The organism is Natrialba magadii ATCC 43099, from assembly GCF_000025625.1.
In the GTDB taxonomy this organism is placed as follows: domain Archaea; phylum Halobacteriota; class Halobacteria; order Halobacteriales; family Natrialbaceae; genus Natrialba; species Natrialba magadii.
Genome location: NC_013922.1, coordinates 3,739,957 through 3,751,858 on the forward strand (window position 1 = coordinate 3,739,957; position 11,902 = coordinate 3,751,858).

The window sequence follows — 11,902 nt, forward strand, 5'->3', positions numbered from 1 at the left end:
GCGTTTAACTACGGGCCACGGGTACACTCTCCTAATGACCCTGCACGTGACGAACACGTTGACGGGCGAAAAGGAACCGTTCGAGCCACAGGACCCCGAGAACGTCTTGCTCTACTACTGTGGCCTGACGGTCTCCGATCCGCCCCACCTGGGCCACGCGCGATCGTGGGTCCACGTCGACGTCATGCACCGCTGGCTCGAGTACCGCGGCTACGACGTGCGCCACGTCGAGAACTTCACCGATATCAACGAGAAAATCGTCGCCCGCGTCGGCGAGGACGAACTGGGGGAGGGCGAAGCCGAGGTCGCAGAGACGTACATCGAGCGCACCCTCGCGGACATGCGCTCGCTGAATCTCCTGCGAGCGGAGGTCTACCCGCGCGTCTCCGAGCACATCCCCGAAATTATCGATCTCGTCGAGACGCTCATCGAGAAGGGGTACGCCTACGAATCCAACGGTTCGGTCTACTTCGACGTGAGTAGTTTCGAGGAGTACGGCAAACTCTCGAACCAGGAACTCGACGAGATCGAATCCCAGGGCGACCCTGACGAGCGCTCGGAGAAGCGCAACCCCGCGGACTTCGCACTCTGGAAGGCCGACGGGGTCGAACCCGGCGATATCGAAGAGCACCGCCACGAGGCCGCTGCACCCGCCGAACACGCCTGCGAGACCGCTCTCACGTGGGACTCGCCGTGGGGCGAGGGCCGCCCCGGCTGGCACATCGAGTGCTCCGCGATGAGTACGACCCACCTGGACGACACGCTCGACATCCACGTCGGCGGCCGTGACCTCGTCTTCCCCCACCACGAGAACGAAGTCGCCCAGTCCGAAGCCGCGACCGGCCAGCAGTTCGCGAACTACTGGCTCCACTGCGAACTGTTCCAGATGGCCGACGAGAAGATGTCCTCCAGTCTCGGTAACTTCGTCACCGTCGACGAGGCAGTCGACCAGTGGGGGACGAACGTCATACGCACGTTCCTGACGGCAGGCTCGTACAACAGCCAGCAGCTCTACTCGGACGAGACCATCGCCGAGGCCAGAGAGCGCTGGGAGCAACTCGAGCGCGCCCACGAGAGAGCTGTTGAGGCTGTCGACTCGCCGGCAGCACGAACGAAAGTCGAGGACGACGACCTTCGAACGGCCGTCGACGAGGCCCGCGAGACGTTCACGACGGCGATGAACGACGACTTCAACACGCGCGAGGCACAGTCCGCGCTGCTGTCGGTGGCCTCAGCGATCAACGCCCACCGTGAGGATCGGGACGAGTACGACTACCGCGGCCTCCGCCGCGCCATCGACACACTCGAGGAACTCGGCGCTATTCTCGGCCTCTCCTTTACCGGCGACACTACGGGTAGCGCCGCGCTCGCGGGCGATGTCGTCGACCTCGTCCTCGACGTCCGCGAGCAAGAGCGCGCCGACGGCAACTACGAGCGCGCCGACGACCTGCGCGACGAACTCGAGTCGCTGGGCGTCGAAGTCCAGGATACGGACGAGGGGCCGACGTATCGACTGCCGTCGGGCGAGTAGGCCTCTTTCGTCGGCCGAGGCAAAGGGACAGGAGATCGACGGGCCGGCCACGGGATGGCAAGGTTCGCTCTTTTGCGGATGGTCGTGGTCAAACACGTATGGATAGACGCGAGTTCGTCGCCGCAGGGGCAGTCTGCGGACTCGGCCTCATGGCCGGCTGTCTCGACGACGCACTCGCAGACGTCACCTCGTTCTCCGCGACACCCGCGGTCGTCGCAGACGATGCACTCGAGGAGACCGGCTACGCCTACCAGGGAACCGAGGAGGTCGTCGAGACGCGAACGGTTGCCCGCCAGACCGTCGAGGCGACGAACTTCGCGAGCGAGTACACGCGGACGATAGGGATACTGTCGACCGTACTGGGCGATGGACCGGCAGAGGCGGACGCGGGACTGTTCGGTGTCGCGACGACGCCACAGGTAGGGTTGCTCGGCGAGGAGTTCAACCCTGTTGCCGAGCTGTCGACCGCCGAGATCGCGAGACGAGTCGAGAGCCAGTTCGACGAGGTGACGCTCGACAACGAGACGGTCGTCGACGAACGGACTGTCGAGTCGCTTGGCGAGACAGTGGTACTCGAGACGTTCGAGGGTGAGGCGTCGATGTACGGTGCAGACGACATTCCGGTTCGTGCCGATGTTTCGAAGTTCGCCCACGACGGGGATCTCATCGTGGTCGCCGGTGCGTATCCGGACGCAGCGGCGGTAGAGCTGTTTCAGGACGAACCAGAGGCAGAGCGGATTGACACGCTCGTGGCGGGACTCGAGCACGATTCGGATGTGACTCTCGAGATGGTCGACTGAGTGTGGTTGGCTGAGGGGGTGTGAACAGAGTGCTGAGGAAGTGCAGCGACAGTTACAGTCCAGCTACAGCCCGAGTGCCGTCGCGATCGAGAGCCCGCTCGCGAGTGCGCCGAGGAGGTAGCCACCGATTGCGCCGCCGTTGAGCAGCGGGAGCCCGGCGTGTGCGCGTCCGCGGATGACCATCGCCATGAGGACGACGAGACCGATGATCGTGCCGATAATCGCGCCGAGTGCGGGTAGGTTGAGCGCGAGTCCGGGGACGTCGAGCGTGCCCGCGTCGAGGAAGTAGGCCGCGCTGACGACGAGAATGGTCGGGATCACGGCGTCACCGAGGCCGATGAACAGGGCGTCGCGTTGTGGTTCTGGTGTGGGTTCGTCGGTTGGGTCCGTACCTTCGGACAGCTCCGTTGTGGCAGAGTCAGACGACTCGACGGCGTCGGCGGAGTCGGTAGAGTCGGTAGACGCAGCAGCCTGCGCAGACTCCTCAGGCGGAGACAGGTAGGAGTACGACAGCGTCAGCGGAATTACGAGCACGACGGGGATCTTGAGGTCCATGACGCCCTCCGCGAGGTCGAGCATGTGCTCGGTGCCGTAAACGCTGATGGCGTCGTAGATGGCGAGCACCGCGAGCAAGAGCAGGGCAGGCAAGAGCCCGAAACTGATCCCGAAGAGCGCGGCCGCGCCAGCGCCCATCAGGACGCCGGCGGTGTCGATGACGTACCACTCCGGATGGACCAGAAGCGCAGCACCGACACCGAAGGCGGCGAGTACCGCGAGGACGTTGACACCCGCATCACCGGCCGTGACGACTGGCGGGACGAGTTCGGCGAAGACGAACCAGGCGACCATCACGCTCACGCCAATGATCAGCGCGCGGATGAGTCCCTGCAGATTGTACTTGAACGCGGCGAGCATGAGGGCGGTCGCAACGAGGATAATGGCGACGTAGACGACGCTGTTAGTGGGGTCTTCCGGGTTCTCGACGGCCTGGTGGCCGGCCTCGTAGAACGGCTCGGTGAGCGCCAGCGCGCCGAGCTGGACGCCGAGAAACAGCAAGACCGTCACCCCGACGGCGGCGAAGACCCGAATCCGGTCGTTCATGGCGCGGGGTTTGACGCGCGCTCGTATGGGTGTTTTCTTCTCGGTTCCCGATTTTCGATCCTCTCTTTCCGGCATCCCGGATCACTCCCGTTCCGGCATCTCGGGTCGCGTCGAGTCCGGTGGTCTCTCCGACGCTCGTCAGCGCGCGTACAGTGTCGACCCCACGAGCGCCGGCAAGTGGACACCGGAATCCGGCGTAACCGCAAGATACGGCTGATCGACCGGGCCGAAGACGTCGACGACGCGTCCCACTTCGTCGAGTGAGTCATCCAGTACGATCGTCCCGATTTCGTCTCTGTGTGCGTCGTCCGCATCCCCGTCGGTGGCATCCGCTCGCAGCACCGCGAGTCCCTGTGCCGTTCGGACGACTGTTCCGATTCGTTTCATTGGCAGTTCATTGGCAATTCATTGGCAGTGTGGTTGATAGCGAGCAGCGCAACGCTCCATCACTCGCGCATCGCCACGACGTACGCCGCGACGGCTTGCACGAGATCGTTCTTCGACGAGTCCTCCGCGCCACGGACAACGACTCGGCCGCGTCTTGCCCACGGTTCGCGCGAATAAGCTTTATCGCGCTCGATTGTCGCGTCGTAGCCGATCTGCTGGACGGCCTTCGCGATTTCGTCGACCGATGGCTCATCGACTGCCAACTCCTCTGAGACACGCCGTCCGTCGGCCCGCGAGAGCGAGGCATCGAGATAGGCGGGCCAGATAACGTTCTCGACCATGCCCGTTCCTGTGCGGGGAAGTGAGTAAACCTTTTTCAACTTCGTTCGTCGTTCGTCGTTCGTCCCGAATTCGAGTGGGGCCAGCGGCGAAAAGGGTAGTCGACAGAACCGAAGAGACTGCCACCGAGACTGCGACTAAGAAGAGTGGACGAGTAGAAGATGTGAGCGGAGAGATTAGCGCAGTCGTGCGCCGAGACCGAGTGTCGCAAGCACAGCAGCAAGGGCCCCAGCAACGCCGAAGCCAGGGATCGAATCGTCGCCGGCATCTCCGTCATCAGTCGTCGCCTCCCCGTCCTCGTCGTCGCCCGCACCAGCACCATCATCATCGCTCGCCGCCGATCCCTCGAGTTCTGCACTCGCCTCGTCGTAGGCTTCAGGGTGGATCTCCTCCACGATCGACGTGACCGCCAGCACGACCTGCGGTGCCGGCTGGTTCAGTCGGTTTGCATCGACGGCGATCACGTTATCCTCCTCGACAGCCGTAATCTCACTTGCTGCATCCGGGATCGGTGGTTCTTCCCTATCGTCTGGGTAAACGACCCACTCCGGATCAGCGTCGACGACCGTCTCGGCGTTGATCGGCTCGTACCACGTAATGCCCGCGTCCTCGGCGACGTTCTCGAGTCCAGCGGTCGACAGGATGTCGCCGATGAACGTCCCCGTTCCAGCCGTCATCCCGTCATCACCCATCGTGTAGTAGACGAGCGGGCGGTCGGCATCCTCGAGTGCAGTCTCGACGATTTCGAGCTGGTCGTCCATCCAGTCGACCGTGTCGTCGGCGCCGTCGCACTCGTCGACGAGCGCGCCAGTCGTCTCGACGTTCTCGCGCACGTCATCGATCGATTCGGCCTCCGGGAAGTGGTAGACGGTGAAGTCTGCCTCGTCGCGTAGCGTCTCGATATCCTCGGCCTGCGTCGCGTTCGCCGCCAGCACGAGGTCAGGATCGGTTGCAATGATCTGTTCGTGGTCGACAGTCCAGCCGTCACCGACATCTGCGCGGTCGCCGCGGTCGAGTCCGCTCGTCGCGTCGCTGTAGGGCATCCCATCGAGGCGGTCCTCCGCGCCGATTTCGTACATCGTCTGGGCGTCGCTGGCCTGCAGCGCAACGACGGAGTCAGGCGCTTCCTCGAGTGTGATCGTCTCGCCCGTCGCGTCGGTCAACTCGAGTGGGTACTCACAGGAGACGGCCTCCTGTGTGAGTGCCGATTGTGTCTCTAGAAGCGATTGCGAAGGGGTCTGGTCTGTCTCAACCGACTGGGCGGCACCGGTGGGGTTGTCGCCTGCGATACCGCCAGCGGCCGCAAGCGGCGCCGTTGCCGACGCAGCAACGACAGCCATCAGTACCGCGAGTAGCACGAGCGTACGTTTGTGTCGCATCGAGCGTGAGTGAGATCTACTCCAACAAATATTTGGCTAAAGCAATCATGCTTGCACAGTATGTACCAACCGGGCCGCACTGTCGCGTGGTCGGCGGGACTCCTCGTCCTGCTCGTCGCCGTCGTCCTCGTCAGCGCTGCACTCGGCCCGGTACGAATTGATCCCGTAACGGTCGCGATGGCCGCGCTGAACGCCGTCGTCGTTCCGACCAGTGTCTCGGTGAACACCACAAGCATCACCGTTCTCGGGTTCGCAATCCCCGTGCTGATCCCGGCGTTCGAGTACACTGCCGTCTTCTCGTTCGATGTCGCTGGCTCACACCAGTTGATCGTCGAAACGATCCGAATGCCCCGAATCGCGCTCGCCGCGACGGTCGGCTTCTCGCTTGCTGCTGCAGGAACCGTCATGCAGGGATTCTTCCGGAACCCGCTCGCAGATCCGTCGATCATCGGTGTCTCCTCTGGAGCTGCGGCGGGTGCCGTGGCCGCTATCGCCTTTCCCGCGATCGTGCCGTTCGGGAGTATTCACCTCTCGGCGTTCGTGGGCGCGCTCGTCACGGCGTTCCTCGTCTACGCTATCGCGACAGAGGGCGGACGCACGCCAGTCGCAACCCTACTGCTCGCCGGCGTCGCGATTCAGGCCTTTCTAGGCGCGCTGATCTCGTATATGCTGGTTCACAGCGGCGACGACCTCAGACAGGCCGTCGTCTGGATGATGGGCCACCTGAATAACACGACCTGGAGCGACGTGGGATTCGCCTTGCCGGTTGCGCTGCTCGGTGTCGGCGTCCTCGGTGCGTACGTCCGCGAACTGAACGTCCTCCTGCTCGGCGAGGAGGACGCCCACCACCTCGGCGTCGACGTCGAACGGACCAAGCTCCTCCTGCTCGCTCTCGCGAGCATCGTGACGGCAGCGGGCGTCGCGGTCGCCGGCGTTATTGGCTTCGTCGGCCTCGTCGTCCCGCACATCATGCGCCTGATCGTCGGCCCGGATCATCGGATTTTGCTCCCGACGAGCGCACTGGCCGGCGCGTCCTTCCTCGTCGTGACGGACACCATTGCCCGCACCGGGCCGGCCGAAGTCCCGGTCGGCATCGTCACCGCCTTCGTCGGCGTCCCATTTTTCCTGTTCCTGCTCGTTCGACGGGAGGTGCATTCGCTGTGAGCGACCCGACCGACTCGATCGACCCGACCGACTCGATCGACTCGACCGACTCGACCGACTCGAGTAGCTGGGACGACTCCGACGCTAGCGAACCACAGGAGGACACACTCCAACTCGAGCCGGCTCCGATCACGGTCACCGACCTTTCGCTGTCGTTCGGCGATCTGACCGTTCTGGAAAACGTCTCGCTCTCGATCGAACCCGGCGAGTTCGTCGGCTTCGTCGGCCCGAACGGCGCCGGGAAGACAACCCTGCTGCGCGCCATCAGCGGCGCACTCACGCCGGATTCGGGAACCGTGACGATCGATGCCACTGACGTTCACACCGTCTCTTCGCGCGCATCGAGTCGACTCGTCGCCGTCGTTCCGCAGGATACCTCGCTGTCGTTCTCGTTTCCCGTCCGCGACGTCGTCGAGATGGGCCGCCACCCTCACCGCTCGCGATTCTCTGCGCCGACACACGACGATCGCGACGCGGTCGAACGAGCACTCGAGCGGACCCGGACGACGGACCTCGCAGAGCGGCCGATCGACGAGGTCAGCGGCGGCCAGCGCCAGCGGGTCGTCCTCGCGCGCGCAATCGCACAAGAGACGCCTGCGCTGTTGCTCGACGAGCCAACGGCCAGTCTGGACGTGAACCATCAGATCGAGACGCTTGAACTCGTTCGCGAACTGGTCGATTCAGGGCGGACGGCGGTCGCAGCGATCCACGACCTGGATCTGGCGGCGCGCTACTGCGACCGACTCGTGGTGCTCGCCAACGGCACAGTCCACGACGTCGGCGCGCCAGACGCGGTGCTCACCGCCGATGCGCTCGCCGAGGCGTTCGACGCGAACGCGACGGTAACGACGAATCCGGTGACCGGGACGGAGACGGTGACAGCGCTCCCGGACGCCACGGCGGTTTCGGGCAGCGGGGGCGAGCAGTCGGGAGACAACGCCGCCAACGTGTCGGGTGAGAACGCCGCCCACATCCACGTTCTCGGCACCGGTACGACCGCCGCGAGCGCTGTCGCACGGCTCGCCACCGCCGGCTACGAGGTGTCGATCGGACCGGTCACACACGGCGACGCGGCTGCGGAGACGGCAGCCCGACTTGCAGAGGGAGCGTCCTCCGCCCCTGGCGGTGATGGCAGCAGCCGAGCCGTCGAAACCGTTACAGTCGAACCCTTCGCCGCACTCTCGACCGACGACCGCGCCGAACTCGAGTCGTACATTGGAAACGCAGACACGACCGTACTCGCGGACCTGACGCTCACTGCCGGCAACCAACTCGTGCTCGATCCACTCGAGTCCGTCGAGAAACCGATCCTCGTCGAAACGACGCCGCTCGCGGAACGCAGCGGTGTGGGTGCGGCGGCACGGGAGCGCTACGAGGCGTGTCGCGAGCGCGGTATCGAAGTCGGTCTTGACGAGGTTCTCGACGGTGTCGAGAGTGTGCTGTCAGTGTCGGACACTGGGACAGGGGCTGTGGGGGTGGACTCGAGTAGCGAGGTGAGTGCGGACAAGACGAGCGCAGAAACGCGAGCGTCTATTGGGGACGAGACGGAAGGCGAGTCTGCGGTGTCGCGGGAGTTGCGGGAGTCGCTGGAGTCGCAGGACGACTGAGACAATAGTAGCCACTGCAAGTCACTGCACACCAGCTCGCACGATGGCAGCGCGGTTCGGAGCGAGCGCGGTTCGAAACGAACGAAGTGAGTGAGAACCGCGGACCGCGAGCGGGGAACAACGTGACCCGCGAGCGAGTAGAACGAGTGAGAACCGCGGACCACGAGCGGGGAACAACGTGACCCGCGAGCGAGTAGAACGAGTGAGAACCGCGGAAGTGCGATCAGTGTGTAACAAGTTGCAGTTGTTACTATAGGTGCGTACTCGCCGAGATCTGACGCGGCCAGAAGCAACGTGGGCGGCGGCGCGTACAATCTGGGGCGGTTCGGGACGTGCCGGGTCGCAATCATCGGCGCAACTGGACGGTTTTTTACCCCTCCACCACCGATTACCGCGCAATGAGTACACGCGAGACCGCATCCGGCTCCGGGGCCGAGTCCGACCTCGACTACGACGACCTCGGACTCGTTGCCGGGCTGGAGATTCACCAGCAACTCGATACGGCGACGAAACTGTTCTGCCAGTGTCCGACTGAGATTCGCGAGCCCGAAGCGGCCGATCGAACCTTCACGCGCTACCTCCACCCAACGCGGAGCGAACTCGGCGAAATCGACGAGGCCGCCCTGGAGGAGAGTCGCGTCGACCGCGAGTTCGAGTACCTCGCCTACGACTCGACCTGTCTTGTCGAGGAAGACGACGAACCGCCCCACGAACTCGATGCGGAGGCACTCGAGACGGTCCTCGAGATTGCCCAGCTGATGGATATGTCGCCGGTCGATCAGGCCCACGTTATGCGCAAGATCGTCGTCGACGGCTCGAACACCTCGGGTTTCCAGCGCTCGACGCTGATCGCGACCGACGGCGAGATCGAGACCAGCGAGGGCGCGGTCGGTATCGAGGATCTCATGCTCGAAGAGGAGAGCGCCCAGCGCGTCGAGGAAACCGACGACGGCGTCCGCTACAGCCTCGATCGACTCGGCATTCCGCTGGTCGAGATCGGCACGAAGCCCGATATCTCGACGCCGGAGCAGGCCCTCGAAGCCGCCGAACGAATCGGGATGCTCCTGCGCTCGACGGGCAAGGTCAAGCGCGGACTCGGGACGATTCGCCAGGACGTCAACGTCTCCATCGCAGACGGTGCACGCGTCGAGATCAAGGGTGTCCAGAGTCTGGACGACATCGACGACATCGTCCGCACCGAGGCCGCCCGGCAGCGCGAACTCGTCGAAATTCGAGAGGAGCTCGCCGAACGCGACGCGTCCGTGGGTGACGTACAGGACGTGACGGACGTCTTCGAGGACACCGAGAGCGGTGTTATTGGTGGCGCGCTCAACTCCGGTGGTGCCGTGATGGGCGTCCTGCTCTCCGGCTTCGATGGGATCGTCGGCCGCGAAATTGCGCCTGACCGACGGCTCGGCACCGAACTCTCCGACCACGCAAAGCGCCACGGCGCGGGCGGCATCTTCCACACCGACGAACTCCCCGCCTACGGCGTGACCGAGGCCGAAGTCGCGGCGCTGCGCGAAGCCGTCGGTGCCGGGCCGGACGACGCCGTCGCCATCGTCGCCGCCGACACCGACGTCGCCGAGGCCGCAATCGAAGCCGCCGCCGAGCGCGCCGAAGCCGCGCTGGAGGGCGTCCCCGAAGAGACCCGCGGCGCGAACGACGACGGCACGACCCGCTACCTGCGCCCGCTCCCCGGTGCAGCGCGGATGTACCCCGAAACCGACGTGCCACCCGTCGAACCAGACCCGAGCGAGGTCCCAGAGCCTGAACTGCTCACCGAGAAGGTCGAACGCTACCAGGACGAGTTCGACCTCGGCGAGGGCCTCGCAGAACAGGTCGCCTACGGCAAGCACATGCCGCTGTTCGAGGTCGTGGTTGCGGACGGCATCGATCCGACGCTCGCCGCGACGACACTCGAGTCCACCCTGACCGAACTCCGACGGGACGACGTTCCCGTTGAGGCCCTGACCGAGACGCATATCGCGTCGGTACTCCAGTTGGTCGAGAGTGGTGAGTTGCCGAACGAAGGCGTCCCGGATCTGCTCACGGTGCTGGCCGAAGAACCAGATCAGACTGCCGAGGAGGCGGCCGAAGATGCGGGACTCGGCGGTGCCGACGAGGCGGAGGTCCGGGAGGCCGTCGTCGGCGTCGTCGAGCGAAACGAGGAGCAGGTCGCGGAGGAAGGGATGCAGGCGTTCTCCGGACTCATGGGTGAGTGTATGGGTGCGCTTCGCGGAAAAGCCGATGGCGACCTGGTGAGTCAGTTGCTGCGCGAGGAGATTCAGAAGCGGGCCTGAGCGCTGGCGGGCGCACTCGAGTTCCGACTTTCGACTTTCGACTTCTGATTTCGAGTACTCCCGGTCTCGAGTATCGAGTCGAATTGATTGAGTTCAGTCCTGTTCTGCTCAGTCCTGTTCTGCTGGCCGTTCCGTTGCCCGTCGGAGGAGTCCGAGGAACGTGTTCGCCTCACGTTCGGTGAGGTCAGCGCGGCCGTAGACGCGCCGGAGCATTCGCATCGTCTTCTCGCGTTTTTCGGGCGGGTGATTGATTTCCTCGAGGAGGTCCGCCCACTGGTCGTAGAGTCGGTCGACCGTCGCCTCGTCCGCGCGGACGCGCTCGAGATCAGGCAGTTGCGTTTCGTCTTTGTCGAGCGCCAGCGAGCGCAGTTCGTAGAGCGTGATCGTCGCGGCCTGGCCGAGGTTGAGGACGGGATACTCCTCGCTCGCGGGGATTGCACAGATTTCGTCGATATGGGCGAGTTCTTCGTTCGTCAGGCCGACGCGTTCGCGTCCGAAAACGAGCGCAGTCGGGGCCTCGACGGTTGGCAAGCGCTCGGCGAGGTCGGCAGGCGTAGAGAAGGGAAAGCGCATGTGGCTCCGGTCGTTCTCGTTGGTGACGGCGGTACAGCCGATCGTGTGATAGTCTGAGACCAGTTCGTCGAAGGATATCTCGGTCGCATTCGGGAGGACATCGTCGCGTGCGTGGCCGGCGAAGCCGTAGGCCTCGCCGTCGGGATCGAGTTCCGGTGGATCGATCAGGAGGAGGTTACTGAAGCCGAAGTTCTTCATCGCTCTGGAGATGGTGCCGACGTTGCCCGGGAACTGTGCGTCGACGACGGCGACTGCAGGTGGTGTTCGACGGGACGGGAGGTCGTCAACTGCTGCGTCCTGCTGTGGGTGGTCGTTCGCGTCAGTCATGGAACTCGAGAGTACACACAGAGTATCGAACGGGAGGCTAAAAGTGACCTGTTCGCTGTGTGTGGTTCGGTGTCTGTGCTGGTGGATGTGTTAGGTGTGTTGGGTGTGTTGAGTGTGTTGAGTGTGTTGAGTGTGTTAGGTGTGTGGTGTGTATGTGATGAGAATGTGTGATGAAAGTGTGTGTGAGGTGAGTGCTACTGGTGGACAGCCGGAATTGGTTGGATAGTTCGGGATTAGTTGAGTTCATCGAGAGCCGTTGGGACAGGTTTGATTGGAAGTTCCTGAATTAGTGGAGTTGTTCTGGAACCGTCTGAGTTATCGTTGGTTCTGTCTGAGAGAAGTCTCTAGGACTACTCATGACTACTTCGTCGTACTACATCTAGTATTACTA

General features: G+C 63.9%; 10 protein-coding genes. 5 read left to right on the forward strand and 5 right to left on the reverse strand.

The genetic code is table 11. The features are described from left to right. Positions 1–34 precede the first annotated feature (34 nt). Entirely contained in the window at positions 35–1,531 is a 1,497-nt protein-coding gene (gene cysS, locus NMAG_RS17410; protein ID WP_004215798.1) for a cysteine--tRNA ligase, read from the forward strand. 98 nt (positions 1,532–1,629) lie between these two features. Next, the gene (locus NMAG_RS17415) at positions 1,630–2,331 is read left to right on the forward strand and encodes a DUF6517 family protein (RefSeq protein ID WP_004215796.1); all 702 of its coding nucleotides are present in this window, start codon (positions 1,630–1,632) and stop codon (positions 2,329–2,331) included. A gap of 63 nt (positions 2,332–2,394) precedes the next feature. Here the strand turns inward: NMAG_RS17415 and NMAG_RS17420 are convergent, their stop codons facing one another. The 4 genes from NMAG_RS17420 to NMAG_RS17435 all read right to left on the reverse strand — a co-directional run bounded on the left by NMAG_RS17420 (position 2,395) and on the right by NMAG_RS17435 (position 5,537). Continuing rightward, positions 2,395–3,432, reverse strand: coding sequence for a presenilin family intramembrane aspartyl protease PSH (locus NMAG_RS17420; protein ID WP_004215794.1), 1,038 nt, complete (start codon positions 3,430–3,432; stop codon positions 2,395–2,397). A gap of 138 nt (positions 3,433–3,570) precedes the next feature. Next, positions 3,571–3,819: an H/ACA ribonucleoprotein complex subunit GAR1 gene (locus tag NMAG_RS17425; protein ID WP_004215792.1), complete on the reverse strand. Its 249-nt coding sequence runs from the start codon at positions 3,817–3,819 to the stop codon at positions 3,571–3,573. 59 nt (positions 3,820–3,878) lie between these two features. Continuing rightward, on the reverse strand, positions 3,879–4,160 hold the full coding sequence (gene srp19, locus NMAG_RS17430) for a signal recognition particle subunit SRP19 (protein WP_004215791.1): 282 nt from the start codon (positions 4,158–4,160) through the stop codon (positions 3,879–3,881). A gap of 174 nt (positions 4,161–4,334) precedes the next feature. After that, a complete protein-coding gene (locus NMAG_RS17435; RefSeq protein WP_004215790.1) occupies positions 4,335–5,537 on the reverse strand; it encodes a PGF-CTERM-anchored ABC transporter substrate-binding protein in 1,203 nt (400 codons plus the stop codon). A 60-nt stretch (positions 5,538–5,597) separates the two neighbouring features. Here NMAG_RS17435 and btuC point away from each other — a divergent pair, with 60 nt between their 5' ends. The 3 genes from btuC (at position 5,598) to gatE (ending at position 10,611) form a co-directional block, all read left to right on the forward strand. Continuing rightward, entirely contained in the window at positions 5,598–6,701 is a 1,104-nt protein-coding gene (btuC, locus tag NMAG_RS17440) for a vitamin B12 ABC transporter permease BtuC (RefSeq protein WP_004215789.1), read from the forward strand. Further along, on the forward strand, positions 6,698–8,308 hold the full coding sequence (locus NMAG_RS17445; protein WP_004215788.1) for an ATP-binding cassette domain-containing protein: 1,611 nt from the start codon (positions 6,698–6,700) through the stop codon (positions 8,306–8,308). The genes btuC and NMAG_RS17445 overlap by 4 nt, the downstream gene beginning before the upstream one ends. 398 nt (positions 8,309–8,706) lie before the next feature. Further along, a complete protein-coding gene (gene gatE / locus NMAG_RS17450) occupies positions 8,707–10,611 on the forward strand; it encodes a Glu-tRNA(Gln) amidotransferase subunit GatE (protein ID WP_012996855.1) in 1,905 nt (634 codons plus the stop codon). A 108-nt stretch (positions 10,612–10,719) separates the two neighbouring features. Here the strand turns inward: gatE and NMAG_RS17455 are convergent, their stop codons facing one another. Next, positions 10,720–11,511 carry an RNA methyltransferase gene (locus tag NMAG_RS17455; protein ID WP_004215786.1) on the reverse strand — a complete coding sequence of 264 codons (792 nt, stop codon included), beginning with the start codon at positions 11,509–11,511 and terminating at the stop codon, positions 10,720–10,722. Positions 11,512–11,902 lie beyond the last annotated feature (391 nt).

What these genes read in the sequence shown, in the direction of transcription:
- NMAG_RS17425 (WP_004215792.1), bottom strand. Translation starts at nt 3,819, where the DNA reads ATGAAACGAATCGGAACAGTCGTCCGAACGGCACAGGGACTCGCGGTG.
- NMAG_RS17455 (WP_004215786.1), bottom strand. Translation starts at nt 11,511, where the DNA reads ATGACTGACGCGAACGACCACCCACAGCAGGACGCAGCAGTTGACGAC.
- cysS (WP_004215798.1), top strand. Translation starts at nt 35, where the DNA reads ATGACCCTGCACGTGACGAACACGTTGACGGGCGAAAAGGAACCGTTC.
- gatE (WP_012996855.1), top strand. Translation starts at nt 8,707, where the DNA reads ATGAGTACACGCGAGACCGCATCCGGCTCCGGGGCCGAGTCCGACCTC.
- NMAG_RS17415 (WP_004215796.1), top strand. Translation starts at nt 1,630, where the DNA reads ATGGATAGACGCGAGTTCGTCGCCGCAGGGGCAGTCTGCGGACTCGGC.
- NMAG_RS17435 (WP_004215790.1), bottom strand. Translation starts at nt 5,537, where the DNA reads ATGCGACACAAACGTACGCTCGTGCTACTCGCGGTACTGATGGCTGTC.
- NMAG_RS17420 (WP_004215794.1), bottom strand. Translation starts at nt 3,432, where the DNA reads ATGAACGACCGGATTCGGGTCTTCGCCGCCGTCGGGGTGACGGTCTTG.
- srp19 (WP_004215791.1), bottom strand. Translation starts at nt 4,160, where the DNA reads ATGGTCGAGAACGTTATCTGGCCCGCCTATCTCGATGCCTCGCTCTCG.
- btuC (WP_004215789.1), top strand. Translation starts at nt 5,598, where the DNA reads ATGTACCAACCGGGCCGCACTGTCGCGTGGTCGGCGGGACTCCTCGTC.